General features: G+C 67.8%; 29 protein-coding genes and 1 pseudogene. 16 read left to right on the top strand and 14 right to left on the bottom strand.

Going from position 1 to position 23278, the window contains the following annotated elements; translation table 11 throughout:
• The first annotated feature begins 69 nt into the window (after window positions 1–69).
• Window positions 70–753, top strand: a complete 684-nt coding sequence (locus tag Q8K84_RS12590) for a hemolysin III family protein (protein WP_305283008.1) — start codon at window positions 70–72, stop codon at window positions 751–753.
• Window positions 754–853: 100 nt separating this feature from the next.
• Complete coding sequence (locus Q8K84_RS12585; RefSeq protein ID WP_305283007.1) at window positions 854–1534, top strand: exopolysaccharide biosynthesis protein; 681 nt, start codon at window positions 854–856, stop codon at window positions 1532–1534.
• A 22-nt stretch (window positions 1535–1556) separates the two neighbouring features.
• On the opposite strand, the gene proC is transcribed toward Q8K84_RS12585, so the two are convergent.
• The 3 genes from proC to Q8K84_RS12570 form a co-directional block, all read right to left on the bottom strand.
• Complete coding sequence (gene proC / locus Q8K84_RS12580; protein WP_305283006.1) at window positions 1557–2351, bottom strand: pyrroline-5-carboxylate reductase; 795 nt, start codon at window positions 2349–2351, stop codon at window positions 1557–1559.
• Window positions 2352–2526: 175 nt separating this feature from the next.
• Complete coding sequence (locus Q8K84_RS12575) at window positions 2527–3030, bottom strand: YbjN domain-containing protein (RefSeq protein WP_305283005.1); 504 nt, start codon at window positions 3028–3030, stop codon at window positions 2527–2529.
• A 146-nt stretch (window positions 3031–3176) separates the two neighbouring features.
• Window positions 3177–3407, bottom strand: a complete 231-nt coding sequence (locus Q8K84_RS12570; RefSeq protein WP_305283004.1) for an accessory factor UbiK family protein — start codon at window positions 3405–3407, stop codon at window positions 3177–3179.
• A gap of 115 nt (window positions 3408–3522) precedes the next feature.
• Here Q8K84_RS12570 and lgt point away from each other — a divergent pair.
• The 10 genes and pseudogenes from lgt to Q8K84_RS12520 all read left to right on the top strand — a co-directional run.
• Window positions 3523–4353: pseudogene (lgt, locus tag Q8K84_RS12565) on the top strand (prolipoprotein diacylglyceryl transferase); the annotation flags it as partial.
• A gap of 67 nt (window positions 4354–4420) precedes the next feature.
• Window positions 4421–5482 carry a class I SAM-dependent methyltransferase gene (locus Q8K84_RS12560; RefSeq protein WP_305283003.1) on the top strand — a complete coding sequence of 354 codons (1062 nt, stop codon included), beginning with the start codon at window positions 4421–4423 and terminating at the stop codon, window positions 5480–5482.
• 4 nt (window positions 5483–5486) lie between these two features.
• Window positions 5487–6269 carry a peptidoglycan editing factor PgeF gene (gene pgeF, locus Q8K84_RS12555; protein WP_305283002.1) on the top strand — a complete coding sequence of 261 codons (783 nt, stop codon included), beginning with the start codon at window positions 5487–5489 and terminating at the stop codon, window positions 6267–6269.
• A gap of 73 nt (window positions 6270–6342) precedes the next feature.
• Complete coding sequence (locus Q8K84_RS12550; RefSeq protein ID WP_305283001.1) at window positions 6343–7278, top strand: ribose-phosphate pyrophosphokinase; 936 nt, start codon at window positions 6343–6345, stop codon at window positions 7276–7278.
• A gap of 140 nt (window positions 7279–7418) precedes the next feature.
• Window positions 7419–8447, top strand: coding sequence for a hypothetical protein (locus Q8K84_RS12545; protein ID WP_305283000.1), 1029 nt, complete (start codon window positions 7419–7421; stop codon window positions 8445–8447).
• 123 nt (window positions 8448–8570) lie between these two features.
• Window positions 8571–9197, top strand: a complete 627-nt coding sequence (locus Q8K84_RS12540; RefSeq protein WP_305282999.1) for a 50S ribosomal protein L25/general stress protein Ctc — start codon at window positions 8571–8573, stop codon at window positions 9195–9197.
• Between the two features lie 108 nt (window positions 9198–9305).
• Window positions 9306–9932 carry an aminoacyl-tRNA hydrolase gene (pth, locus tag Q8K84_RS12535; RefSeq protein ID WP_305282997.1) on the top strand — a complete coding sequence of 209 codons (627 nt, stop codon included), beginning with the start codon at window positions 9306–9308 and terminating at the stop codon, window positions 9930–9932.
• Window positions 9933–10002: 70 nt separating this feature from the next.
• The gene (gene ychF, locus Q8K84_RS12530) at window positions 10003–11100 is read left to right on the top strand and encodes a redox-regulated ATPase YchF (protein WP_305282996.1); all 1098 of its coding nucleotides are present in this window, start codon (window positions 10003–10005) and stop codon (window positions 11098–11100) included.
• Between the two features lie 63 nt (window positions 11101–11163).
• Window positions 11164–11835 carry a dienelactone hydrolase family protein gene (locus Q8K84_RS12525; protein ID WP_305282995.1) on the top strand — a complete coding sequence of 224 codons (672 nt, stop codon included), beginning with the start codon at window positions 11164–11166 and terminating at the stop codon, window positions 11833–11835.
• Window positions 11832–12524 (top strand): dienelactone hydrolase family protein, encoded by a 693-nt coding sequence (locus Q8K84_RS12520; protein WP_305282993.1) that lies wholly within the window; start codon window positions 11832–11834, stop codon window positions 12522–12524. The genes Q8K84_RS12525 and Q8K84_RS12520 overlap by 4 nt, the downstream gene beginning before the upstream one ends.
• 16 nt (window positions 12525–12540) lie before the next feature.
• On the opposite strand, the gene Q8K84_RS12515 is transcribed toward Q8K84_RS12520, so the two are convergent.
• Entirely contained in the window at window positions 12541–13068 is a 528-nt protein-coding gene (locus tag Q8K84_RS12515; RefSeq protein WP_305282992.1) for an adenine phosphoribosyltransferase, read from the bottom strand.
• 78 nt (window positions 13069–13146) lie between these two features.
• Here Q8K84_RS12515 and Q8K84_RS12510 point away from each other — a divergent pair, with 78 nt between their 5' ends.
• Entirely contained in the window at window positions 13147–13923 is a 777-nt protein-coding gene (locus Q8K84_RS12510; protein ID WP_305282991.1) for an aspartyl protease family protein, read from the top strand.
• Between the two features lie 54 nt (window positions 13924–13977).
• On the opposite strand, the gene Q8K84_RS12505 is transcribed toward Q8K84_RS12510, so the two are convergent.
• Genes Q8K84_RS12505 through petA form a run of 3 tightly spaced genes read right to left on the bottom strand, consistent with a single transcriptional unit; the run spans window position 13978 to window position 16703 of the window.
• The gene (locus tag Q8K84_RS12505; RefSeq protein WP_305282990.1) at window positions 13978–14817 is read right to left on the bottom strand and encodes a cytochrome c1; all 840 of its coding nucleotides are present in this window, start codon (window positions 14815–14817) and stop codon (window positions 13978–13980) included.
• Between the two features lie 6 nt (window positions 14818–14823).
• Complete coding sequence (locus tag Q8K84_RS12500; protein WP_305282989.1) at window positions 14824–16143, bottom strand: cytochrome b/b6; 1320 nt, start codon at window positions 16141–16143, stop codon at window positions 14824–14826.
• A gap of 5 nt (window positions 16144–16148) precedes the next feature.
• Complete coding sequence (gene petA / locus Q8K84_RS12495) at window positions 16149–16703, bottom strand: ubiquinol-cytochrome c reductase iron-sulfur subunit (RefSeq protein ID WP_305282988.1); 555 nt, start codon at window positions 16701–16703, stop codon at window positions 16149–16151.
• A gap of 237 nt (window positions 16704–16940) precedes the next feature.
• Between petA and Q8K84_RS12490 the strand changes: the two genes are divergently transcribed.
• The 3 genes from Q8K84_RS12490 to Q8K84_RS12480 are packed head-to-tail and all read left to right on the top strand — an operon-like array spanning window position 16941 to window position 18950.
• Window positions 16941–17411: a tRNA (cytidine(34)-2'-O)-methyltransferase gene (locus tag Q8K84_RS12490; protein WP_305282987.1), complete on the top strand. Its 471-nt coding sequence runs from the start codon at window positions 16941–16943 to the stop codon at window positions 17409–17411.
• Window positions 17408–18295 carry an oxygen-dependent coproporphyrinogen oxidase gene (gene hemF, locus Q8K84_RS12485; protein WP_305282986.1) on the top strand — a complete coding sequence of 296 codons (888 nt, stop codon included), beginning with the start codon at window positions 17408–17410 and terminating at the stop codon, window positions 18293–18295. The genes Q8K84_RS12490 and hemF overlap by 4 nt, the downstream gene beginning before the upstream one ends.
• Window positions 18296–18347: 52 nt before the next feature.
• Complete coding sequence (locus tag Q8K84_RS12480; RefSeq protein ID WP_305282985.1) at window positions 18348–18950, top strand: hypothetical protein; 603 nt, start codon at window positions 18348–18350, stop codon at window positions 18948–18950.
• 21 nt (window positions 18951–18971) lie between these two features.
• Here the strand turns inward: Q8K84_RS12480 and Q8K84_RS12475 are convergent, their stop codons facing one another.
• Genes Q8K84_RS12475 through Q8K84_RS12445 form a run of 7 tightly spaced genes read right to left on the bottom strand, consistent with a single transcriptional unit; the run spans window position 18972 to window position 23185 of the window.
• The gene (locus Q8K84_RS12475) at window positions 18972–19109 is read right to left on the bottom strand and encodes a hypothetical protein (protein WP_305282984.1); all 138 of its coding nucleotides are present in this window, start codon (window positions 19107–19109) and stop codon (window positions 18972–18974) included.
• A 36-nt stretch (window positions 19110–19145) separates the two neighbouring features.
• Window positions 19146–19859, bottom strand: coding sequence for a type 1 glutamine amidotransferase (locus Q8K84_RS12470; protein WP_305282983.1), 714 nt, complete (start codon window positions 19857–19859; stop codon window positions 19146–19148).
• Window positions 19860–19864: 5 nt separating this feature from the next.
• A complete protein-coding gene (locus tag Q8K84_RS12465; protein ID WP_305282982.1) occupies window positions 19865–21115 on the bottom strand; it encodes a CCA tRNA nucleotidyltransferase in 1251 nt (416 codons plus the stop codon).
• Complete coding sequence (locus Q8K84_RS12460) at window positions 21112–21390, bottom strand: hypothetical protein (RefSeq protein ID WP_305282981.1); 279 nt, start codon at window positions 21388–21390, stop codon at window positions 21112–21114. Before Q8K84_RS12460 ends, Q8K84_RS12465 begins: the two co-directional genes overlap by 4 nt.
• Window positions 21383–22027 (bottom strand): CoA pyrophosphatase, encoded by a 645-nt coding sequence (locus Q8K84_RS12455; RefSeq protein ID WP_305282980.1) that lies wholly within the window; start codon window positions 22025–22027, stop codon window positions 21383–21385. Before Q8K84_RS12455 ends, Q8K84_RS12460 begins: the two co-directional genes overlap by 8 nt.
• Window positions 22024–22614: a DUF1285 domain-containing protein gene (locus Q8K84_RS12450; protein WP_305282979.1), complete on the bottom strand. Its 591-nt coding sequence runs from the start codon at window positions 22612–22614 to the stop codon at window positions 22024–22026. Before Q8K84_RS12450 ends, Q8K84_RS12455 begins: the two co-directional genes overlap by 4 nt.
• Window positions 22615–22645: 31 nt before the next feature.
• The gene (locus Q8K84_RS12445; protein WP_305282978.1) at window positions 22646–23185 is read right to left on the bottom strand and encodes a GNAT family N-acetyltransferase; all 540 of its coding nucleotides are present in this window, start codon (window positions 23183–23185) and stop codon (window positions 22646–22648) included.
• Window positions 23186–23278 lie beyond the last annotated feature (93 nt).

Raw genomic sequence — 23278 nt, 5'->3', positions numbered from 1 at the left:
CATCGGCGACAAACCGACCAGAGGCCCTAGGCGCCCCGAGTTGCGGAAGGGTACAAGGGGCGCATTGAGATGAACACCGTACCTGTCCAGACGTCCAAGCCACCCCGTCACTATCCGACCCCCTCGGCCAAGTGCGCGGACCTCTGCGTCCACGTGATCGGGCTGACGGCGGCCCTGATCGGCGGGAGCGTCCTGATCGGCCTGTCGGTCTGGCGGGGATCGCCCCTGCTGACGACGGCGGTAGGCATCTATTCGGCTGGCCTGCTGCTCATGCTGGCCTGCTCCACCGCCTACAACTTCGCCCCAGCCCGGCACCGCCCCCTGCTCCGGCGCCTCGACCATGCGGGCATCTTCATCATGATCGCCGGCTCCTATACCCCCTTCACCGTGGCGGGACTGAGCGGCGCCTGGGCTGTCGCCATGACCGCCGTGATCTGGGGCGTCGCGGCCCTGGGCGTGGCCGGCAAGCTGTTCCTGAACGGCCTGGACCGCAAACTGTGGGTGGGCATCTATCTGGCCCTGGGCTGGGCGGTGGTGGTGGCCTTGCAGCCCCTGATGGCGGCCTTGCCAGCGACGGCCATGTTGCTGCTGGCCATCGGCGGGGCGGTCTACAGCCTTGGCGTCATCTTCTACATGATGCACCGCCTCCCCTTCCGCCGGGCTATCTGGCATGGCCATGTGATTGGGGGCGCAGGCGTCCACTATGCCGCCGTGCTGGTGGGCGTGGTTCTGGGTCAGCACGCCGCAGCCTGAGCCCACGCGCAAGAGCTCTCCGTGGGCCTTGGGCCACAAGGCCGCTATTTCGTCCAGGATGTCGCATTGGGGGGGTGCATTTTGCCCCGCGCACGTCCATTTGAACGCCACAGCCGAAACCTTCCAGCCCGCAGGTCCGACCGTGGTCGACGACGTCCACCGATTCTCCGACATTCTCGCCGGTCTCGCCGAGCGGTCGCACCCCAAGGTGACGGTCGCCGACGTGCTCGACGCGTTCGGAGACCGGGCGTTCGGCGCCCTGCTGGCGGTGTTCGCCGCGCCGCTGGCCCTGCCCATGCCCCCCGGGGTTTCCGCCATTCTGGGCGCCCCGCTGATCTTCATCGCCTTTCAGCTGATGATCGGCCGACCGACGCTCTGGCTGCCCAAGGCGCTGATGAACCGTTCGATGCAGCGGGCCGAATTTCAGACCATGGCCGTGCGCCTGGCGCCCCATCTTCAGCGCCTGGAGCGCCACCTGCGGCCCCGTTGGCGGGTTCTGTACGGACGCGTGGCCGACCGGTTCATCGGGGCGGTCTGCCTGATGCTGGCCGTGATCGTTTTTCTGCCCATCCCCTTTGGCAACATGCTGCCTTCCTTCGCCATCGCCGCCTTCGGCTTCGGCCTGCTGGAGCGTGACGGGGTAGCAGGCCTGGTGGGCGCCGTGGCCGCGGCCCTCAGCGTGATCATCCTGGCCCTGATCTGGAACGCCCTGATCCTGGCGGCGGTGACCTTTGTCGGCGCCCTGGGAGATTCGTTTGAGAGCCTGATCAACCTGCTCTGAACGCCTCGATCCGACGCGCGGCTCAGGCGCCCAGGACGCGGGAGCGATCGGCGGCCGCATCCACCGCCCGCGCCAGCAGCTGACCCAGACCATCGGGACCCATCAGGACCTCCAGGGCCGCCTGGGTTGTCCCCCCGGGCGACGTCACCTGTTGGCGAAGCTCGGCCGGCTCAGCCCCGCTCTGCGCCAGCAGGGCCGCCGCGCCGCTGATGGTCGCCCGCGCCAGGGTGCGGGCCGCGTCTGGCGACAGACCCGCCCCGGCGCCTGCGGCCTCCAGGGCCTCGACAAAGGCGTAGAGATAGGCCGGAGCCGAGCCTGAAACCGCGGTGGCCGCGTGCATCAGAGATTCGTCCTCCAATTCCACCACCGCGCCCACGGCGCTGAACAGCCTGCGGGCGATCTCCGCCGCCCTGGGATCGGCGGCGTAGAGACTGGCCGTGCCCTGGCCGATCGCCGCCGCCGTGGTCGGCATGATACGGGCCACCGGCCGGCCGCCAAAGGCGCGGGAGATATCTGCGGACGACACACCGGCGGCGATGGAGACGATGACGGCGTCCGGCGACAGGGCTGCGTTCACCTCCGCGGCGGCCTCGCGCCAGAGCTGGGGCTTTGTGGCCAGCAGGACAATGGCGGCCCGGCCCATGGTCTGGGCGTCGGGATCATGGAGGGCGCCCTGGGCAATCGCCAGCCGGGCCTCGTCGCCGGGGTGCGGGTCGCGGATCATCAGGTCCTGAGGGATCATGAAACCGGCGAGTCGCCAGCCCGAGATCAGCGCGCCGCCCATGCGGCCAGCGCCCAGCATCAGTAACGGCCCCATGGGATCCTCCTCCGCCTCTTGGAGCGAAGGTTCTAGAGCGCGTTCCGTAAAAGTGGAACCCGGTCTCGCGGTCGAAACGCGCTCAACCTTTTGAATCTAGGTCATGATTCAAAGACCAGACGATACCGCCTGACGCATCGAATCCAAGCCCCGGGGCGAGGGCCGGCGCGCGGCCTCAGGCCTCGCCGACCGTCTCGAACATGCAGGCGGCCATGGCCTCGGCGGGTGTCTTGGCGCCGCGGACCATGAAGTCGAAGGCAGGGAAGAACCGGTCGGCGCCTTCCACCGCAATGTCGATCATGGCGGCGGCCTGGGACAGGCTGGGCCGCTCGGCGCTGGTCAGGGCCATGGCGTGACGGAAGACGATCTCGCCATCGTCCCATAGCTCGAAGTGGCCAAGCCACAGACGCTGGTTGACCAGGCCCACCAACTCATGGGCCGCAGGCCGCGCCGCCGCATCGATCGTGTGGCCCAGCGAAAGGCAGAGCTGCAGACAGTCAGCTTCCGGCCGCCAGGCGAACCAGAGCTCATAGTCCTTCCACTCACCGGCCAGGGTGAAGGCCAGGTCGCCGTCCTCAGTGCGGTCGAACTCCAGATTCTCGGCCGTGAGCACGTGTTCGACGACGTCCAGGGGATCGAGGCCGAGGACGACGTCTTCGTCAGGCTGGGGCATATCCATGGAACCCAGGGTCCTTTCGCTGCGGCGGATCAGGCGCGTGGCCCGACCGACTCACCGGCAGTCGTGAAACTAATCTGCTTTGCAGGGGCCCCGTCACCGGGTTCTTCCGGTGCGCGAGCCCCTTCGCGTATTCGTGAACGCGGGGCTCAGTCCTCGGCGGCCTGTCCGCGAAGGGTCTGGATTTCCGCTCTCAGGCCCGCCACCTCGGCCTTCAGGGCCTCGAATTCCTCGCGTCGGATCAGGTCCAGTTCGGCCGCCGCCCGATCAGCCTGGGCCCGAAAGGCGGACCTGGCCTCTTCGCTGGCGGCCTGGGCCATGCCCATGGCGGCGGTGGTCAGCTTGGCGATTTCGTCGAGAAATGGGTTCTGGGTCTGCATAGGGGGCTCAAGAGGCGCGGGACTTTCCGCCGCGCACCATCAATATGGGGCGCCGGGGGATGAATGCGAAGGCCTTGTCGGCTAAACAGGCGACAATTGGCTGGAGAACGCGCCGGTGCCCTTTCCTGATTTCGACCCCATTCTGATCCAGATCGGGCCTTTCGCCATCCGTTGGTACGCCCTGGCCTATGTGGCCGGCATCCTGATCGGCTGGCGATACGTGGTGACGCTGGTCCGCAATCCGCGGCTGGCGCCGACCCGCGGGCCCGCGGCCACCCCGGCTCAGATCGACGACCTGATCCTCTGGGTGACCCTGGGCATCATCCTCGGCGGACGGCTCGGCTACATCCTCTTCTACACGCCCGAGACCATCTGGACGAACCCGCTGGAAATCCTGCAGGTCTGGCAGGGCGGGATGAGCTTCCACGGGGGCGCCCTCGGCGTCGCCATCGCGGTGGCCGCCTTCGCCAGGTCCAACGGCATCGACCTTCTGCGCCTGGGGGACCTGGTGGCCGCCTGCGCGCCCATCGGCCTGTTCTTCGGCCGGATCGCCAACTTCATCAATGGCGAGCTGTGGGGACGGCCGACAGAGCTCCCCTGGGGCGTCGTCTTCCCCGGGGCGGGGCCCTATGCCCGGCATCCCAGCCAGCTCTACGAGGCTCTGCTGGAAGGCCTGGTCCTGTTCATCCTCCTCCGCCTGGCCACCCATAAGGCCCATTGGCTAGAGCGCCGCGGGGCGGTCGCAGGCCTGTTCCTCGTGGGCTATGCGGTGTTTCGGACCCTGGTGGAGCAGGTGCGCGAGCCCGACTCCTATCTCCCGGACTTTCCGCTTGGCCTGACCATGGGGATGATGCTGAGCCTGCCCATGCTGCTGGGCGGCGCCTTCCTGATCTGGCGCGGCCTGCGCGAGCCCGTTCCGGCCGGCCAGGCGCCGTCCGAACCCCTGCTCGCGGAATCGCAGCCGAACACCAAGGCCGAAGACCCCTTCAGTATCCGTCCGGCCCCGGGATCCGATGGCCCTGCGTGAACGGCTCGCAGGTCAGATCGCGGCCACCGGGCCCATAAGCCTCGCCGAATACATGACGATCTGCCTGCATGATCCGCAGGCCGGCTACTACGCCACACGCCCCGGCCTGGGGGCGGGGGGAGACTTCCTCACCGCGCCACTCGTCAGCCAGATGTTTGGCGAGTTGATCGGCCTGTGGGCGGCGGCCTGCTGGCGGAGCCTGGGCGCGCCATCCCATTTCCGGCTGGTGGAGATGGGCCCCGGCGACGGAACCCTGATGGCTGACCTGCTGCGGGCGGGAGAAACCGTCCCCGGCTTTCTCGCCGCCGCCGATCTGTGGCTGGTCGAGGTCTCGCCGCCCCTGCGGGTCCTGCAAGCCGAGCGTCTGGCGCCTGCCGCCCCACAGTGGGCTGAAAGCCTGGCGGCGGTGCCTGAGGGGGCGCCGATGATCCTCGTGGCCAATGAACTGCTGGACTGTCTGCCGAGCCGCCAATTCGTCCGCACCCCGCAGGGTTGGGCTGAGCGGATGGTGGGGCTGGACGAGGCGGGGGGCCTGGTCTTTGGCCTGTCGGCCCCCCTGCCCGGCGAAGGCCGCCCCGGGGCGTTGGGGGCCGTGGTTGAAGCCTCGCCCGCCCAGGCCGCCCTGGGTTCAGAGATCGGCGCCCGCCTGGCCGCCGACGGGGGCGCGGCCTTGCTGATCGACTATGGGCCCGCGACCGGCGAAGCGGGCGGCGACACCTTTCAGGCCCTGAAGGGTCATCAAAAGGTCGATCCCCTGGCCTGTCCTGGTGAGGCCGACCTGACCTTCCACGCCGATTTCGCGGGGGTGGCCCAGGCGGCCTGCGCCGAAGGCGCTCTGGCGAGGCGGCTGCTGACCCAGGCAGAATTTCTCCGCCGGCTCGGGATCGAGACCCGGGCCGCGAGCTTGGCCGGGAATCGCCCCGACCTGGCTGATCAGATCGGCCGCCAGTTCGACCGGCTGACCGCCCCCGACCAGATGGGGGTTCTGTTCAAGGTCCTGGCCCTGCATGGGCCAGGTTTCATCCCTCCGGCCTTCGAGGCGGATTGACCATATGACTGAATCCACCGCCGCCCTGCCGGTGATCACCTCGCCCCTGCTGACCCAAGCGGGCGTGAGCCACGCCTTCTTCACGCGACAGGGGGGCGCTTCGGCGGGCCTTTACGCCTCACTCAATGTGGGGCCTGGATCGGCGGACTCGCCCGAAGACGTGTCTGAGAACCGCCGCCGGACCGCCGCCCATTTTGGTTTGCCGCACGAAGCCCTCAACACCTGCCACCAGGTTCATTCCGCCAGGGCCGAGATCGCCGAGCGGTCCTGGGGCGCGGCGCGGCCGGAGGCCGACGGGGTGGTGACGGCCACCCCTGGCCTGATCTGCGGCGCCCTGGCGGCCGACTGCGCCCCCATCCTGCTGGCCGACCCGGAAGGTCGCGTGGTGGCCGCCGCCCATGCCGGGTGGAAAGGCGCCCTCTCAGGGATCGTCGCAGATACGGTGGCGCAGATGGAGCGGCTGGGCGCCCGGCGCGATCGCATCCTGGCCGCCGTCGGCCCGTGCATCGGGCCAGCCTCTTATGAGGTTGGCCTGGAGTTCATCGACCGCTTCGTGGAGGCCGACGCAGCTCATGGACGGTTCTTCAGGCCGGGCGCTGCGCCGGACAAGCGCCAGTTCGACCTGCCGGCCTTTGTCCTGGCCCAACTGGCCGCTGCGGGCGTGGAGCAGCGGGAATGGGTCGGGCGCGACACCTGCGCGGAGGCCGACCACTTCTTCTCCAACCGCCGGGCCTTTCAGCGCGGCGAGGAGGACTATGGTCGCCTGCTCTCGGCCATAGTTCTCTAGCTGAGGGTTGCCGGGGGTCGGCCCCCTGCATTAAAGCCCGCCTGACAGATGCGGAACGACCCCGAGGGATCCCATGAAGCTGCTGGCGGGCAATTCTAACCAGGCCCTCGCCCAGGCCGTCTCCGACCATCTCGACGTCCCCCTGACGCGGGCTCAGGTCAAACGGTTCGCCGACAACGAGGTCTGGGTGACCATCGACGAGAACGTCCGCGGCGAGGACGTCTTCGTCATCCAGTCCACCAGCTATCCCACCAACGATAATCTGATGGAGCTGCTGATCTGCATCGATGCGCTCAAGCGCGCCTCGGCCCGGCGGATCACCGCGGTCATGCCCTATTTCGGCTATGCCCGTCAGGACCGGAAGACCGGCGGTCGCACGCCGATTTCGGCCAAGCTGGTCTCCAACCTGATCACCCGCGCCGGCGCCGATCGGGTCCTGACCATGGATCTGCACTCGGGTCAGATTCAGGGCTTCTTCGACATTCCGACCGATAATCTGCTCTCAGCGCCCCTGCTGGCCAACGATATCAAGGCCCACTACCCCAAACCCGACGAGTTGATGATCGTCTCCCCCGACGTGGGCGGCGTGGTCCGCGCCCTGTCGGTGGCCAGCCGCCTGAACGCCGAGCTGGCCATCGTCGACAAGCGTCGTTCGGGGCCCGGCAAGAGCGAGGTGGCCAACATCATCGGCGACGTCCAGGGCCGGCGCTGCGTGCTGTTTGACGACATCATCGACGGCGGCGGCACGCTCTGCAACGCGGCTCAGGCCCTCGTGGACGGCGGCGCGTCGGAGGTCTCGGCCTATGTGACGCACGGGGTGCTGTCAGGCGCGGCCATCGAGCGGGTCGACGCCTCGGTGCTCAAGGAGCTGGTGATGACCGATTCGATCAGCGCCCCGGAGCGCGCCGCCTCGGCGCCAAAGATCCGCTATGTCAGCTGCGCGGCCCTGATCGGTGAGGCGGTTCGTCGCATCGCCAACGAGGAGTCTGTCTCCAAGCTGTTCGACTGACCCCTGCGCCTCTCGGCCTCGCTTCACAGGTGAGACAACTGGCTAAGCTTGGTGAACAATAGTTTACGATCTGGGGGCCATGATCTCGCCTGACCGAACATGCTATGTTCGACGCGAACCATTTAGGGGAACACAGACCCATGAGCTCGGCTATTGGCTTTCGTAGCGCGCTGACCGCGCTGGCGCTGATCAGCGCCACGGTGCTTGCAGGGTGCGCCGAGCCCAAGCCGGAGGCGCCCGCGCCGGCTCCGCCGGCCCTGGCGCTCGCCCCTTCGCTGATCGAACAGGCCAGCGCTTATCGCTATTACATGTCCCGCTCCTCGGCCATTTCGCCGGCCTTTGACGACGGCGCCGAGATCGCCGAATCGCTCAAGACCAGCGCGGCCTATGAGCCGATCCAGCTCCTGAAGGGCGCGGTGGCCTATGGCGCCGTGGCCGCCCTGCAGGATCCGGAATTCGTCGCCGCGGTGCGGAGCTATTCCACCAACCCCGAAACCCGAAACAAGATGTTCGCCGATCTGGTGGCCGATCCCACCTATGCCGCGACCCTGCCGGGCGCCCGCAGCGCGGCTGGCCTGGTGATCGCCGCCTATGGCGCCGAGGGCAAGCGTCTGTTCGAAACCGGCTCTGCGGTGAAGCAGGCCGCCTATGACGTCCAGAAGGCCAAGTGGTCCAAAGCCGACGTCGAGAACCGCGCCCTGCGCCTGTCCCAGGCCAAGGCCCTGTCAGCGACCCCGATTGTCGGCGAGATTGAAGAAACCGTCCGTCTCCAGCAGGCGGCGGTCGGGGCGGGCGTCCTGGACCTGGCCGCAGGCCCAGTGGAGCCGCCCTACAGCCGGATGGTCCTGCGAAGCCTGGCCGTGGCCGCCCTGGCCGTCCTGGGCGAGGCCGGCGAGAACCGCGCTGAATTGCTCACCGCGGTGATGGTGGAGCCGACCTCGGCCTCTTGCCTCAACATGGCCAAGCTCAATCTCTATCAGTGTCTGGCCGTCTCCAAGCCGCACTACGAGGACGTTTTCTGCCTGGGTCAGCACGCCTTGATGGACACGGGTCAATGCCTGATGAAGGGCGCGGGCCTGCCTGATCCGACCAAGGCCGCGCCGGTCCAGGTGGCCGAAACCGGCGCCTCGGCCGAGACCGTGGCTCTTAGCGGCGTAAAAGCGCGCTGAAGACGGCGGGCGCCGTTGCCAGAGGGACAACTTCTGTGTAATGACGCCCACCTTCCGATCCCCCCTGGGATCGCGACCCACGCCGCGCGGGTTCGCGCGGCGGTTTCGTTTTGAGGCAGGGCGATGGCCGATATCGTATTGAATGTTGAAGTGCGTGAGCAGACCGGCACCGGCGCCACGCGCAGTGTGCGCCGCAGCGGCAAGGTCCCAGGCGTGCTGTATGGTGGCTCCAAGGATCCGGTGGCGATCGCCGTGCCGGCCAACGAGTTCCGCAAGGCGCTCTACACGGGCAAGCTGCTGGGCCACCTGGTGACCCTGAAGTATGGCGACGAGACCCAGCCGGTCATCGCCAAGGCCATCGATATGCATCCGGTGTCCGACGAGCCCTGGCACTTCGACCTCTACCGGGTCGATGAGCACCAGAAGATCAAGATCTCCGTGCCGGTGCACTTCACCAACCACGAAGAGTCCCCAGGCCTGAAGCGCGGCGGCACCCTCAATGTCGTGCGTCACGATGTCGAGCTGTCCTGCCTGGCCGACGCCATCCCCGAAGAGCTGATCTTCGACCTGACGGGCTTGGAAATCGGCGACACCATCCGCATCTCAGGCTTCAAGCTCCCCAAGGGCGTCGAGACCACCCTGGACCGTGACTTCGTCGTCGCGACCCTGGCCGGCTCCTCAGCCCAGGCCGCCCAAGACGCCGCCGCCGACGCTGAGACCGCTGGTCCCACCGGCGCCACCGAGGCCTAGGTTTCTTTCCGGTTCAGATGGCCTCATCTGAACCGGGCCAGGCCCGCCCTTGACGCTGCGCCGAGCCCGGAGCCGTCCATCCGGCGGCCATCTGTCGCGGAGGGTCGCATGCTGATCTTCGCTGGCCTGGGCAATCCGGGCGGCCGCTACGGCGCCAACCGGCATAATGTCGGCGCCATGGCGGTCGACGAGATCGCCCGCCGCTGGAGCTTTGGCCCCGAGCGATCCCGGTTTCAGTCCCTGGCCCGCGAAGGCGGCATCGACACGCCGACCGGCGCTGTCCGCACCCTGATCCTGAAGCCGCAGACCTACTACAATGACAGCGGCAACGCCGTCGGCGAGGCGCTGAAATTCTACAAGCTGACGCCGGCCGACCTGGTCGTCTTCCACGATGAGATCGATCTGGCGCCCGGCCGCTTTCGCATGAAGGCCGGGGGCGGGGCGGCGGGCAACAACGGTATCCGCTCCATCACCGGCCAGGTGGGTCCTGACTTCCGCCGCGCCCGGCTGGGCGTCGGCCATCCCGGCCACAAGGAACTGGTCCAGGGCCATGTGCTGTCAGACTTCCACAAGGTCGAGCAGGCCTGGCTGAACGATCTGCTGCGGGCTTGCGCCGACGCCGCCCCCCTGCTGGCGGCGGGCGAAGATGAAAAATACCAGGCTGAGGTCATGCGCCTGGCCCCGGCCGACAAGGCCGACACCCGCCAGCAGCGCCAGGGCCGCGAGACCCCTTAGGCTCCGCCGTTGACGACAATCCCGGCCGGCTCGGCTAAGACGGCCCCGGCTCCAATTCTCCGAGGACTCCATGGCTCTCAAAGTCGCCATCGTCGGCCTGCCCAATGTCGGCAAGTCCACCCTGTTCAACGCGCTCACCCAGACCGCAGCGGCCCAGGCGGCCAACTATCCGTTCTGCACCATCGAACCCAATGTGGGCGACGTGGCCGTGCCTGAGCCCCGCCTGGAGGCCCTGGCCAAGGTGGCCGGCTCCAAGGAGATCATTCCAGCCCGCATCAACTTTGTCGATGTGGCGGGCCTCGTCCGCGGCGCGTCCAAGGGCGAAGGGCTGGGCAACCAGTTCCTGGCCAATATCCGCGACTGCGACGCCGTCGCCTTCGTCGCCCGCTGCTTCGTCAATGACGACATCACCCACGTCGAAGGGCGCATCGATCCCCTGGCTGACCTGGAGATCATCGAGACCGAGCTGATGCTGGCCGATCTGGAGAGCCTGGAAAAGCGGGTCAGCAACCTCGATAAGCGCGCCAAGACCGGCGACAAGGAGAGCGCCAACACCCTGCGCCTGGCCAAACTCGCCCTGGAAGAGCTGAACGCCGGACGCCCGGCCCGGGTAGCCAAGATCTCCGAGGATGACGAGAAGGCCTGGCGGATGCTGCAACTGTTGACCGCCAAGCCGACCCTCTATGTCTGCAATGTGGACGAGGGCGCGGCCGGGACCGGCAACGAGATGTCCAACGCCGTGGCCGAGCGGGCCAAGCGCGACGACGCCGAGAGCGTGGTCATCTCCGCCCAGATCGAGAGCGAGATCGCCATGCTGGACGCCGCCGAGCGGGCGGAGTTCCTGGAGACCCTCGGCCTCGAGGAGCCGGGCCTGAACCGGATGATCCGCGAAGCCTTCAAGCTGCTTGGCCTGCAGAGCTACTTCACCTGCGGCCCCAAGGAGACCCGGGCCTGGACCATCCCCGTGGGCGCCACCGCCCCGCAGTCCGCGGGCGTGATCCACACCGACTTCGAGAAGGGCTTCATCCGCGCCGAAACCGTCGCCTTTGAGGACTACATCAAGTTCAATGGCGAATCCGGAGCCCGGGACGCTGGCAAGCTGCGCCAGGAGGGCAAGGAGTACGTCGTCCAGGACGGTGACGTGATGAACTTCCGCTTCAACGTCTGATCGCTCACAGGGCGTGACAGCACCCCGGTCCTCCCCCTAGGCTTGAGGCCAAGGGAGAACACCATGGGCGAGACCATCACGCTGAAAAGCGGCGCCGACGGCTATCAGCTGTCGGCCTATCACGAGGCGCCGTTCACCCCGCGCAAGGGCGGGGTCATCGTGCTGCAGGAGATTTTCGGCATCGACAAATATGTCCGCGCCGATGTCGAGCGCTGGGCCAAGGCGGGCTACGAGGCGCTCGCCCCATCCCTGTTTGATCGCCGCGAGCGGGGCTTCACCGCCGGCCATGACGCCGAGGGCATGGCCGCCGGCATCGCCCATGCCCGGGCGACTCCGTTGGATCAGGCCCTGGCCGACATCGCCGCGGCCCGCGACTTTCTTCAACCCCGAGGCAAGGTCTGCGTGGTCGGCTACTGCTATGGCGGCTCTCTGGCCTGGCTGAGCGCGGCCAAGGTCGAGGGGATCGCCGCCGCCTCCAGCTATTACGGCAGCATGGTCAAGGCCAATGCCGAGCTGCCGCTGGCCTGCCCGGTCATCGTCCACCTCGGCCACACCGATCCCGGCATCAAAGCCGAGGAGGTGGAGACCGCGGTGAAGTCCGCCCATCCGGATGTCCCGGTCTATATCTATGAGGGCGCGGGCCACGGCTTCAACAATGAGAGCCCCGAGCGCTATCACGAGGAGGCCGCCGACCTCGCCCGCCTGCGCACCCGCGAACTGTTCGAAAGCGCATGAGCCGGGCCGGCGAGACGATCCGGCTTGAGAGCCGCGCCGACGGCTTTTCCTTCGACGCCTATCATGTGAAGCCCGGCGACGCCCGCCGCGGCGGCCTGGTGCTGATCCAGGAGATCTTCGGGGTCACCGACCACATCCGCGAGGTGGCCGACGGCTTCGCTGTGGATGGCTATGAGGTGATCGCGCCAGCCTTCTTCGACCGCCAGCAGCGAAGCTTTGAGGCCACCTATGAGGCCGACGACATGACGCGGGCGGTGGCTCTGTCGCAGGCCGCCCCGTGGGACAAGGTCGCAGGCGACGCCCAGGCGGCGATAGACGCCCTTCAGGGCCCTGTCTTCGTGACCGGCTTCTGCTGGGGCGGCGCGGCGAGCTGGGCCGTGGCGGCCCGTTGCGAGGGCGTAGCGGCCGCCTCCTGCTTCTACGGCCGGCGGATCAGCGAGCTGCTGAGTGAGCCGCCCCGCTGTCCTACCATCCTGCACTTTGGGAAGACCGACGCCTCCATCCCGATGGAAAAGGTCGAGGAGATTCGCGAGCGCTATCCCGACATGCCTGTGCACCTGTACGACGCCGGCCACGGCTTCGCCTCGGACCGGCGCAAGGACTACCAGCCTGACGCCGCCCGCCTGGCCCGCCTGCGCACCCTGCAACTCTTCGCCCGCAGCGGCGGAGGCCGGGGCGAAGGGGCTTGATCAAGGCCTACCGAGATCAATGCCCTTCGAACGCCACCAGGGTCGAGACGGGCACGCCGGCGGCCGCGAGCTGCGCCGCGCCGCCGAGGTCGGGCAGGTCGACGACGAAGGCTGCGGCCACGATCTCCGCCCCGCCCTGGCGAAGCAGATCGACCGCGGCCAGGGCCGTGCCACCGGTGGCGATCAGATCGTCGACCAACATGATCCTTTCGCCGGCCACGAAGGCGTCCAGGTGAACCTCCAGGGTGTCTGAGCCGTATTCCAGGGCGTATTCCACCGCCCGCGTCTGGTGCGGCAGCTTGCCCTTCTTGCGCAGCGGAACGAACCCCGCCGACAGCTGGTGGGCGACCGCCCCGCCCAGGATGAAGCCGCGGGCCTCAATGCCGGCCACCTTGTCGATCTTCAGCCCCGCAAAGGGCTGCACCAGTTCGTCCACGGCCCGGCGGAAGGCCCGCGCATCGGCGAGCAGGGTTGTGATGTCGCGAAACTGGATGCCCGGCTTGGGATAGTCCGGAATGGTGCGAATAGCGGCGCGCAGGTCCATGACCTCTCCCCTCTCTGGCGGGCCTCTGTTATGGCCGACGGGATGCGGCCCTGGCTATGGCCGCGACGGGATCTGACGATGATTGCGCGCGCCGCCCTACTGGCCTGCGGTTTGGCCGCCTGGAGCGGCGAAGCCCTCGCCTCGGAGATCGCCTGCTGGCTGGACCGCGGGGTGCTCGTGGCGCCGGCCACGGCCGCTGGGGTGAGCGGCGACTTCATCATCGATACGGGCGCCGACCACAGCGCGATCCACAACACCCGGGCCCAGGCGGCCGGATATGAGGGCGAGACCCTGTCAGGCGAGGTCAGCCTGGCGGGTGCGAGGGTCGTGCGTCAGGGCCTGGCCATCGAGGACCTGGACGCCCGGACCTGGGCCTTTCCCACCCCCATCGCCGGGGTGATCGGCGCGGACATCCTGCGGGCCTTCGTGGTCGAACTGGACGTCGCGCCGTGTCGCCTGACCCTGGCCACTGGGAGCGAGCCGCCGCCGGCGCGAGGCCTCGGCCTGCCGATCAGCTGGACTGGCCCATCGCCCACCATTGACGCCGCGGTCAGCGATGGTCCGAGGGCGATGGTTTTGGCCCTGACTCCCGCCACAGGCCTGGACGCCGGGCTGCGGCTCTCGCCGCAGATCGCCGACATCCCGGGGGCCGACGCAAAAACCGTGGGGCCCTTTGAGAGCGGGCGGGCGGAGCTGCGCGCCCTGTCCCTCGGGGGCGAGCTCTTTGAAGCTGTGCAGACAGGCCTGACCGATGGCGCGGGGGCCGCAGACGGCGCCTTGGGCCTTCAGGTTCTGGGACGCTGGCGGCTGCGGTTCGACTTTCCGGCCGCGCGGCTCTATCTGGCGGACCGGTAAGACAAAACCCGCCGGGTCTCCCCGGCGGGTCTTTCGTCAGGTCTGGCTGATCGCCTAGTGGGCGACGTTGCGCCAGATACGGCGGTAGCTCGCATAGAGCAGGCCGGCGAAGATCACGAGATAGATCATGGCGCCGAAGCCGAAAGCCTTGCGTTCTTCCATCTTGGGCTCGGCCGCCCAGTAGAGGAATGCGGCCACGTCCTTGGCCTGCTGATCGATGGTCGAGGGAGTGCCATCGTCAAAGGTGATCTTGTCCGGCGCCAGCTGCGGGGGCATGGCGATGAAGCCACCCTCCGGCGCATGGCCATCACCGCTCCAGAACGGGGTCGTGTCCCCGGCCATATAGGGGTTGTAGTACTGACCCGGCGTCACCGTCAGGCCGGCCGGCGGCTCGCGATAGCCCGACAGCAGCGAGTAGATGTAGTCGGCCCCATGGTGGCGGGCCTTGGCCATCACCGACAGGTCCGGCGGCATGGCGCCGCCATTGCCAGCCCGCGCCGCCGCCTCATTGGGATAGGGGTTCGGGAAGGCGTCGGCCGAGGTGCCGGGACGCTGGATCACGTCACCGGTCTCGGAGTCGATGTCGTTGATCTGGTACTCCGCCGCGATGGTCTTCACGTACGGGTTGTCGTTTTCCTGGACGCCAGGGACGTAGAACGGTCCGCCCTTTTGGCCAAGGTTGCGGAACGAGAGCAGGTCCATGCCATGACAGGCCGCGCAGACCTCCCGATAGACCTTGTAGCCGCGCTGCAGCTGGGCCTGGTCGAACTTGCCGAACGGACCCTTGAAGCTGAAGTCGACGTGCTTGGGGGCCGCAGCGGCCCCCGCGGCGAGCGCCGGGCCGCCCACCAGGGCCAGTCCAAGCGCCGCCAGGGCGATACCTTTACGCAGCATCTGGGCTCAACCCTTCTTTTCAGGCGCAGCGACTGCGCCGGCCGGCATACCCGCCGGATGGGACAGGACAGGCGTAGAGATGGATTCTGGCTGGGCCGTCGGCGTCTCGGTGAGGCCTAGGATCGGCAGGACCACCAGGAAATAGCCGAAGTAGTAGAGCGTGGCCAAGCGCGAGAGCCAGACGAAGCTGTTCAGATCGGCGTCGATCAGGGTGAAGGTCGACAGCCCCGGGATCACATGGTCGTCGGGGAGCTGACCACCGCAATAGCCGAGCACCAGGCAGGCCAGGACGAAGATCAGGAAGTAGAGCTTGCCCGTCGGCCGATAGCGCATGGACCGCACCTTGGAGGTGTCGAGCCAGGGCAGGACGAACAGCACCGCGATGGCGCCGAACATCAGGATCACGCCGCCGAGCTTGTCCGGCACCGCCCGCAGGATCGCGTAGAAGGGCAGGAAGTACCATTCGGGCACGATGTGGGTCGGCGTCACCAGCGGGTTGGCCGGGATGTAGTTGTCGGCGTGGCCAAGAGCGTTGGGATTGTAGAACAGGAAGGTGGCGAACAGGATCAGGAACAGCACGATCGCGAAGCCATCCTTCACCGTATAGTACGGATGGAAGGGCACCGTGTCGGCCTTGGACTTCACGTTCACGCCGGTCGGGTTGTTGTTCCCCGGCACGTGCAGGGCCCAGATGTGCAGGCCCACCACGCCAGCGATCATGAACGGCAGCAGGAAGTGCAGGGAGAAGAAGCGGTTCAGGGTGGCGTTATCCACCGCAAAGCCGCCCCACAGCCAGGTGGTGATGGCCTCGCCCACGATCGGCAGAGCGCCGAACAGGTTGGTGATGACCACCGCGCCGTGGAAGCTCATCTGACCCCAGGGCAGGACATAGCCCATGAAGGCCGTGGCCATCATCAGCAGGTAGATGATGCAGCCCAGGATCCACAGCACCTCGCGGGGCGCCTTGTAAGACCCGTAATAGAGGCCGCGGAACATGTGGATGTAGACCGCGATGAAGAACATCGAGGCCCCGTTGGCGTGCATGTAGCGCACCAGCCAGCCATAGTTCACGTCGCGCATGATGCGCTCGACCGAGGCGAAGGCGTGGTCGATGTGCGGCACATAGTGCATGGCCAGCACGACGCCGGTGACGATCTGGATCATCAGGCAGACCGCCAGAATCCCGCCGAAGGTCCACCAGTAGTTCAGGTTCTTGGGCGTCGGATAATCGACAATGCTGTCCCAGCCGAGCCGGATGATCGGCAGGCGGGTGTCGAGCCAGCGCTCGACGCCAGTCTTGGGTTCGTAAGTGGAGTGTCCGCTCATCGCTGTCAGCCCACCTTGACCGTCGTGTCGGAAAGGAATTCGTAGTCCGGCACCGGCAGGTTCAGGGGTGCAGGCCCCCTGCGGATCCGGCCTGACGTGTCGTAGTGCGAACCGTGGCAGGGGCAGAACCACCCGCCGTAGTCGCCGCCCGCGAAGGTCGGCACACAGCCCAGATGGGTGCAGGCGCCAATCAGGATCATCCACTCGGCCTTGCCGGGCTTATGACGCTCGGCGTCGGTCTGCGGGTCAGGCAGGTTGGCGCCGTCATCGGCGATCGCCGCGGCGATCTCGGCCTCGGTGCGCTTGCGAATGAACAGGGGCTTGCCGCGCCACTTGATCGTGACCTGCTGCCCCAGCGCGACCTTGGACAGATCGAACTCAACCGAGGCCAGGGCCAGCGTATCGGCCGAGGGGTTCATCTGATCGATGAACGGCCAGGCCAGCGCGCCCACCGCGCCCACGGCCGCAGCGCCTGCGGCGATATGAATGAAGTCGCGCCGGTTCGGGTCTTCGCCCGCGGCATGCGGATCGGGATTTTCGCCCACGACGGTGTCAGCCACCTTTAAGCTACCCTTCGGTTTTGGCGCCGGCCCCTTGGAACCGCCGCCCGTTCGGACGCTCACGAAGTATGCCGCGACGCCCCGTCTGTCGGCCTGATCAGGAGCCCTGAGCCAAGCCTGCTATGGAACCCATACAGGGCCACGGGAAATGTCGCACTAGCCATGCCGCACATATGCAGCGACAAGCCTCGCGATTCGTCCCACGCCCCAGCTAATTCCGTCGGTGGATCGCTTAGAATGCGTTTGGCCCTTTTTCAACCGGACATTCCGCAAAACGTCGGCGCGGCTCTTCGTCTCGCCGCCTGCCTCGACATTGATCTCGAGGTGATCGAGCCCTGTGGATTCCCGCTATCCGATAAGGCGGTGAAGCGCGCAGCCCTGGATTACGGGCGTCTGGCCAGGTGGACGAGGCGGGAAAGCTTCGCGGCCTTCATGGCCGCGCCAGAGCGCCAGACGGGCCGTCTGGTCCTGTTCACCACCCGCGCCGCCCAGCCCCTGCACAGCTTCGCCTTCCAGCCGGGGGACACGCTGCTGTTTGGCCGGGAGAGCTCCGGCGTACCTGCAGATGTGCATGAGGCGGCCCAGGCGAGGCTCCTCATCCCCCTGGCGCCAGAGGCCCGCTCCCTCAACCTGACCGTTTCGGCGGCCATCGGCCTTTCGGAGGCGTTGCGCCAAACCAACGGATTCCCTAAGCCCTTTGCCTCATGACAGACGCCGCCGAACTCGCCGCCACGCTTGAAGACCGCAACACCCGCGCCCGGGCCTGGTTTGATTCCCTCCGCGACCAGATTGTCGCCGCCTTCGAGCAGCTCGAGGATGAAGCGCCAGGCGATCTCTATCCCGGCGAGCCAGGCCGTTTCGAGCTGACCCCGTGGGACCGACCCGCCGGCGGCGGCGGCGTGATGGGCTTCATGAAGGGCGGCCGCTTCTTCGAGAAGTGCGGCGTCCACATCAGTCTTGTCCACGGGACCTTCACCCCGGAAATGGCCGCCACCATGCCCGGCGCGGACAAGGACCCCCGCTTCACCGCCACGGGCATCAGCCTGATCGCCCACATGCACAATCCCCATGTGCCGGCCGTGCACATGAACACCCGCTTCCTGGCCACCAGCCAGAGCTGGTTCGGCGGCGGCGCCGACCTGACGCCGACCCAGGACTATCAGCGCACCCAGGAAAACCCTGACGCCATTGGGTTTCACGCCGCCATGAAGGCCGCCTGCGACGCTCACGATCCGGCCTGGTACGCCCCCTACAAGGCCCGTTGTGACGAGTATTTCTTCCTGCCCCACCGCAATGAGCCCCGGGGCATCGGCGGCATCTTCTATGACCACCACAATTCCGGGGACTGGGAGCGGGACTTCGCCTTCACCCGGGATGTGGGCCGGGCCTTCGCCGAGGTCTATCCCGCCATCGCCCGGGGCCGCATGGCCACCCCCTGGACCGAGGCCGACCGGCAGGAGCAGCTGGTCCGCCGCGGCCGCTATGTGGAGTTCAACCTGCTCTACGACCGCGGCACCATGTTCGGGCTGAAGACTGGCGGCAACATCACCTCGATCCTGTCGTCCATGCCGCCGATGGTCAGCTGGCCCTGAGGCCGCCCCGGCAAATTTGCCTTACCCAGCTTGGCTATGCGAGGGTCACGACATGCGAGCCCTGTTGAGTACTGTCGCGGTCGGCCTTTTTCTGGCCGCCTGCGGCCCGCAGACCCCCGAGCCAGCCGGGCCATCGCCCTCGGCGGCGGCCCAGCGCTCCCAGAGCCCGGCGGTGGTTGGCCCGATCCTGATCACCTTCAATGAGACGGGGGCCGGCGAGATCAACGGCGCCACGCCGTTCAGCCTGCGCAGCGTCGGCGACTACTTCCCCAATTCGACGGTCCAGCGCGCAGGCCCTTCCGGATCAGGCGTCATCACCGTGAGCCGACCGGACGGTCTGAGGCTTGAACTGCACCCCGGCGCCGACCCCAAGCAGGTGGGAAAGATCGTCGGGCTGGCCGGACCGGTGGTGGGTCCGCTCGGCGAAGAGATCGGCTCGGACTGGCAGTCTCTGGGTTTCGACGCCGAATCCTGCGGCCGCGGTCAGGACGATATGTCGCACGCCTTGATCTGCTACCGGGCCGGGGCGCCGCGCCTCGGCTATGTGGTGGATCTGCCCGGATTCGAGGGGCTTGAGGATCAGACCCCTGAGGCCGAGTACCTCGATCAAAGTGCGCGGCTGAGCGCCTTCATGTGGACGGCCGCGGAGGTCTGATCCGCTACGGCGCGCCCTGACTCAGGTCAGATCGTCGAGCATGGCGACAAAGACATCGGGCGAAATCGGCTCTGGATTGGCGGCCTCGGATTCCATCCCCGCCACCATCAGGGCGGCTGCGGCGCTGGCGACGACAATCATCAGACGAAAGGGCTTCATTAACGAGGCTCCCTGTTTGGCGGGCTCCAGACAGACCTAATCCCTGGTGCTCGGAAGTGTTGCGAGAAAGGTTGAAATCCACTCGCCCAGGGCGGCCCGGTCGTCCGGCGCCGCATAACTGGCCAGCGCCTGATCGGCCTGCGCATCCTCATAGCGGCTGCCGCGACGGGCCTCGATCAGCGCCTGGGCGTAGGCGGGCTCGAATTCGGGATGAAGCTGGACAGAGGTGGCTGGCTGGTCGCCATAGGCCAGCATGCCAAAGGGGGTGAAGGCGCTGGAGGCCAGGACCCGCGCACCGGGCGGCAGGCTCACCACCTGATCCTGGTGAGAAGCCGGCGCCGAAAGCGCCTGCCGCTGTTCCAGACCAGGGACCTTCTCCTGGAGCGCATAGGCATGCAGGCCGATCCCCCAGCCCTTCGGCGACTTGGTGACCTGACCACCGAAGGCCTGAGCCATGACCTGGTGACCGAAACAGACGCCGACCAGACCCGCCCTGCCCCGGGCGGCCCGCAGGAAGGCGATCAGGTCGGCGATCCAGGGCTCGGGGTCATAGACCCCGACCGAGGACCCCGTGACCAGATAGGCGTCACAGGTCTCTGGGCGCGCGGGGGTTTCACCCGCCGCCACATCAAAGATCACGTAGTCGTAGGCGTCGGGTCCCAGCAGGTTCTGGAACATGTCGGGATAGCTCCCGAACTGCGCGTCCAGCGGAGCTGGCGGCGCGCCCGTCTTCAGAATGCCAAGCCTCATGCCGGTCAGTAGGCCAGGCCCTGGGCCACGGCCTTGAGCTTCTCGATGGCCGAGAACTTGTCCTCCAGGAAGTCGTGGTCGATCCACCAGTCCTCGACCTCGCGGAGCACCTGGCCGACCATCGGACCCTTCGGCACGCCGGCATGGACCACCTCGTCCCCGGTCAGGGGGAAGGGCGGCGGCGCCCAGCTGTCGCAGAGGGCCAGCAGGCCCCGCCACTGGGCGGCCGTGGCGGTGCGGTTTGACTTGGCCCAGGCGAGCTTGATCCGGTCATGGAAGGTCGGCGCAGACAGCGCATAGACCGCCCGGCGGGCTTCCCGCGGGCTCATCCAGCTGGTGATCCGCGGCCCCTGCCCCTTGGCGGCGACCAGACGGTCCCGCTCGGCGTTCGAAAGCCGCAGGCGTTCGGCCGCCTGGGCCACGGCGATCTGGTCGGCCGGCAACAGGCAGGCCAGGCGCAGGACGGGATCGCACTCGAACAGCATCTCGCTCTCAATCTCGACCAGGGCCTCAAAGTCGTGGAGGTCGCCCACAGGAGGCAGGATCACGTCGAGGATTCCGGCGGCGGCCATCTGGCGGATGCTGGCTCGCGGATCGTCGGCGGCGAGCAGCTTCAGCAGCTCCTTGGAGATCCGCTCCCCTGGCCGGTCAGCCAAGGTGTCGCGCAGGGCCTCACAGGCGGCCAGGGCGTCTGGATCGGCCTCGCCGCGGCCATACCAGGCCTGGAAGCGGAAGAAGCGCAGGATGCGCAGATAGTCCTCGGCGATCCGGGTGCGAGCCTCGCCGACAAACACCACCCGGCGGGCTCTGGCGTCGGCCAGGCCGCTTCCCAGGGGGTCATGCAGCGTCCCATCGCGATCAGCATAGAGGGCGTTGAGGGTGAAATCCCGACGTTGGGCGTCCTGCGCCCAGTCCGTCGTAAAGGCCACCACCGCGCGGCGGCCGTCCGTCTCGACGTCCTGGCGCAGGGTGGTGATCTCGAAGGTCTGGCCCTGGGCCAGCGCTGTCACCGTGCCATGATCGACGCCGGTGGGAATGGCCTTCAGCCCCGCCGCCATCAGGGCCTCTGTGACGACATCGGGGGTGAGCTGGGTGGCGATGTCGATATCGCCCACGGGCGCGCCGATCACCGCATTGCGCACCGCGCCGCCCACCACCCGGGCGCAACCTGGGCCGCCCTTGGCTTCCAGGGCGTCAAACACCGCAGCTGTCGCGGGCGCGCTCAACCAGGGACGGGGACCAAGACTCTCGCTCATCGGGCCGGCGTTTCCTTCTCCTGGAAGCGGCCTGGGCTGACCCGGCCGCCTTCTGTGACTTCCGCGGGCACATAGACCTCGCCGCGGTTGTCCGATTGGAACACGACCATGAACATCAGAGAAAGGCCAAACAGCACAGCTGAGGCCGTGGCCAGCCAGGCCCAGGGGGTGGCGCCCATGGGGCGGCCGTTGCGCTTGGCCCACTCGGCCCAGGCGAACCAGATGATGAAGGGCAGCGCGATCAGCACTGAGCGGATGAGGATGACCCTAAGCAAGCGCGCCTCCGTATAGCCGGTCGTACAGGGATCGGAGCATGCCGGCGGTGGCGCCCCAGATGAATCTGTTCTCGTGGGTCATGGCATAGAAGCGGCGCAACTGGCCCGCGAATTCCCGTTCGTGCTCCTCATGGTTGGTCGGATCCATGAGAAAGCCGAAGGGGGTTTCGAACACGTCGGCGACCTCGGCGGGATTGGGCGTCAGGGTGAAGTCCGACGCGATGAAGCCCACCACCGGCGTCACCAGAAAGCCCGTGCCGGTGCGATAGGGGGTCGAGAGGCCGCCCAGGGTCACCAGGCTGCGGGAAATGCCCACCTCTTCCTCGGTCTCCCGCAGGGCGGTCTCCCAGATGGTCTCGCCCGGGTCCCGGCGGCCGCCGGGAAAGGCGATCTGGCCGGTGTGGCGACGCAGGGTGTCGGCCCGCCGGGTGAGCAGGACCGAATAGCCGTGCTCCCGCTCCACCAGACCCACCAGCACCGCCGCCGGCGTCAGGGGCGCAGGCGCATCGGCCAGATCGGCGCTGTGCGGTCCGAAATCCGACTCCACCAGACCTTCGGCCGGCTCGCGGTCTTCCAGGGGGTCCAGGCGCTGGGTGATCCACTCGCGCAAGGCGCCAAAGGGCGCATTGGGGCTCACGAGACCGGCGCCTCCACTGGGCCGATGGGAAACCAGGTCCCGCCAGACTCGACGCCCAGCATGCCGTCCCGCTCCTGCGCCATCTCCACCAGCTCATAGAAGACCGGGCGGCTGATCAGGGCCTCCAGTCCCCGGCGAACGTGCAGATAGGGCCTGGGCTCCTGGGTGGCGGGGTCGATCTCGACCCGGATCGCGTGGTCTGGCCCGGCCTCGACCTCATCGCCCACATTGGTGGTGAAGCGCAGGCGGGGGCGTGCATCGGCGTCAGAGGGGCCGTCAGGGGCGGCGTCCAGAGCAGTTGCGATGAACGGCGCGTCCTCGACGGTGATCTTCATCTTCTCCACCGGCGTCACCAGCCAGTAGCCGTCCGGGTCCTTGCGCAGGACGGTGGAGAACAGCCGCACCAGGGGCGCGCGGTTGATCGTCGCGCCCTCGTGAATCCAGCGACCATCGGCGGCGATGACGATGTCGATCTCGCCGGAATGGGCGGGGTTCCACAGGTGAACCGGCGGCAGCCCGCGCCCCGGCGCCTGTTTGGCCGCTGCGATCACCCCGTCCAGGCCGGGTTTGGCGTCGATCTCTGTCATCGCCAGAAGGTAGGCGCGTGGGCGGGACGCCTCAAGGCGCCGTAACGGCGCCCTGCAGGACCAAGTCGTCGCCCTCGCCCGCCAGGCCAAGCGGCTTGAGCAGCAGGCGGCGGGGATCGATTGGGCCGGGCATGAGGATCTGGCCCGTGGCCTGGGCGGAGAAACCCAGCCGCCCAAAGAAGGACGGATCGCCCACCAGCAGCACCTCGCCAAAGCCGGCCGCCTGGGCCGCCGCGCAGGCGATCTCCACCAGCTTGGCCCCGGCCCCCAGGCGCCGGGCCCGGGTGTCCACCGCCAGGGGGCCGAGAAAGATCAGCCGGTGGCCCCCCACCGCGATCTCGGACTGACGCACCACGCCCACCAGGCGTCCGGCCTCCCAGGCGCAGAAGGACAGGTCTGGCCGCAGGGGCGCGAACTCCCGCACCCGCTCCGAGGCCTTGGCGAAGCGGCCGGGACCGAAGGCGTGGTCCAGCAGGGCCTCGATGGCGCCGCGGTCCTGGGGCGTCTCGGGGCGGATTTCAGGGACGAGACTCGGGGCGGAGTCCGCGAGGGAGGCGACGGCGGCGGTCATGGATGAACTTTGCAGGCTGCGGGACAGACGAAACCGGCCCGCCGTTTGGCAGGTCCAGTCGGCTCTAGAGGGCGCGGATCACGCGCCCGGTTC

This window comes from Phenylobacterium sp., from assembly GCF_030679875.1.
In the GTDB taxonomy this organism is placed as follows: Bacteria; Pseudomonadota; Alphaproteobacteria; order Caulobacterales; family Caulobacteraceae; genus Phenylobacterium.
This window is presented reverse-complemented; position numbering and strand designations above follow the sequence as displayed.

Bases quoted from the DNA above. Each gene is read 5' to 3' on its own strand.
- Q8K84_RS12590 (WP_305283008.1), top strand. From the start codon at position 70: ATGAACACCGTACCTGTCCAGACGTCCAAGCCACCCCGTCACTATCCG.
- proC (WP_305283006.1), bottom strand. From the start codon at position 2,351: ATGGGGCCGTTACTGATGCTGGGCGCTGGCCGCATGGGCGGCGCGCTG.
- Q8K84_RS12575 (WP_305283005.1), bottom strand. From the start codon at position 3,030: ATGGATATGCCCCAGCCTGACGAAGACGTCGTCCTCGGCCTCGATCCC.
- Q8K84_RS12570 (WP_305283004.1), bottom strand. From the start codon at position 3,407: ATGCAGACCCAGAACCCATTTCTCGACGAAATCGCCAAGCTGACCACC.
- Q8K84_RS12560 (WP_305283003.1), top strand. From the start codon at position 4,421: ATGGCCCTGCGTGAACGGCTCGCAGGTCAGATCGCGGCCACCGGGCCC.
- pgeF (WP_305283002.1), top strand. From the start codon at position 5,487: ATGACTGAATCCACCGCCGCCCTGCCGGTGATCACCTCGCCCCTGCTG.
- Q8K84_RS12550 (WP_305283001.1), top strand. From the start codon at position 6,343: ATGAAGCTGCTGGCGGGCAATTCTAACCAGGCCCTCGCCCAGGCCGTC.
- Q8K84_RS12545 (WP_305283000.1), top strand. From the start codon at position 7,419: ATGAGCTCGGCTATTGGCTTTCGTAGCGCGCTGACCGCGCTGGCGCTG.
- Q8K84_RS12540 (WP_305282999.1), top strand. From the start codon at position 8,571: ATGGCCGATATCGTATTGAATGTTGAAGTGCGTGAGCAGACCGGCACC.
- pth (WP_305282997.1), top strand. From the start codon at position 9,306: ATGCTGATCTTCGCTGGCCTGGGCAATCCGGGCGGCCGCTACGGCGCC.
- ychF (WP_305282996.1), top strand. From the start codon at position 10,003: ATGGCTCTCAAAGTCGCCATCGTCGGCCTGCCCAATGTCGGCAAGTCC.
- Q8K84_RS12525 (WP_305282995.1), top strand. From the start codon at position 11,164: ATGGGCGAGACCATCACGCTGAAAAGCGGCGCCGACGGCTATCAGCTG.
- Q8K84_RS12520 (WP_305282993.1), top strand. From the start codon at position 11,832: ATGAGCCGGGCCGGCGAGACGATCCGGCTTGAGAGCCGCGCCGACGGC.
- Q8K84_RS12515 (WP_305282992.1), bottom strand. From the start codon at position 13,068: ATGGACCTGCGCGCCGCTATTCGCACCATTCCGGACTATCCCAAGCCG.
- Q8K84_RS12510 (WP_305282991.1), top strand. From the start codon at position 13,147: ATGATTGCGCGCGCCGCCCTACTGGCCTGCGGTTTGGCCGCCTGGAGC.
- Q8K84_RS12505 (WP_305282990.1), bottom strand. From the start codon at position 14,817: ATGCTGCGTAAAGGTATCGCCCTGGCGGCGCTTGGACTGGCCCTGGTG.
- Q8K84_RS12500 (WP_305282989.1), bottom strand. From the start codon at position 16,143: ATGAGCGGACACTCCACTTACGAACCCAAGACTGGCGTCGAGCGCTGG.
- Q8K84_RS12490 (WP_305282987.1), top strand. From the start codon at position 16,941: ATGCGTTTGGCCCTTTTTCAACCGGACATTCCGCAAAACGTCGGCGCG.
- hemF (WP_305282986.1), top strand. From the start codon at position 17,408: ATGACAGACGCCGCCGAACTCGCCGCCACGCTTGAAGACCGCAACACC.
- Q8K84_RS12480 (WP_305282985.1), top strand. From the start codon at position 18,348: ATGCGAGCCCTGTTGAGTACTGTCGCGGTCGGCCTTTTTCTGGCCGCC.
- Q8K84_RS12475 (WP_305282984.1), bottom strand. From the start codon at position 19,109: ATGAAGCCCTTTCGTCTGATGATTGTCGTCGCCAGCGCCGCAGCCGCC.
- Q8K84_RS12470 (WP_305282983.1), bottom strand. From the start codon at position 19,859: ATGAGGCTTGGCATTCTGAAGACGGGCGCGCCGCCAGCTCCGCTGGAC.
- Q8K84_RS12465 (WP_305282982.1), bottom strand. From the start codon at position 21,115: ATGAGCGAGAGTCTTGGTCCCCGTCCCTGGTTGAGCGCGCCCGCGACA.
- Q8K84_RS12450 (WP_305282979.1), bottom strand. From the start codon at position 22,614: ATGACAGAGATCGACGCCAAACCCGGCCTGGACGGGGTGATCGCAGCG.
- Q8K84_RS12445 (WP_305282978.1), bottom strand. From the start codon at position 23,185: ATGACCGCCGCCGTCGCCTCCCTCGCGGACTCCGCCCCGAGTCTCGTC.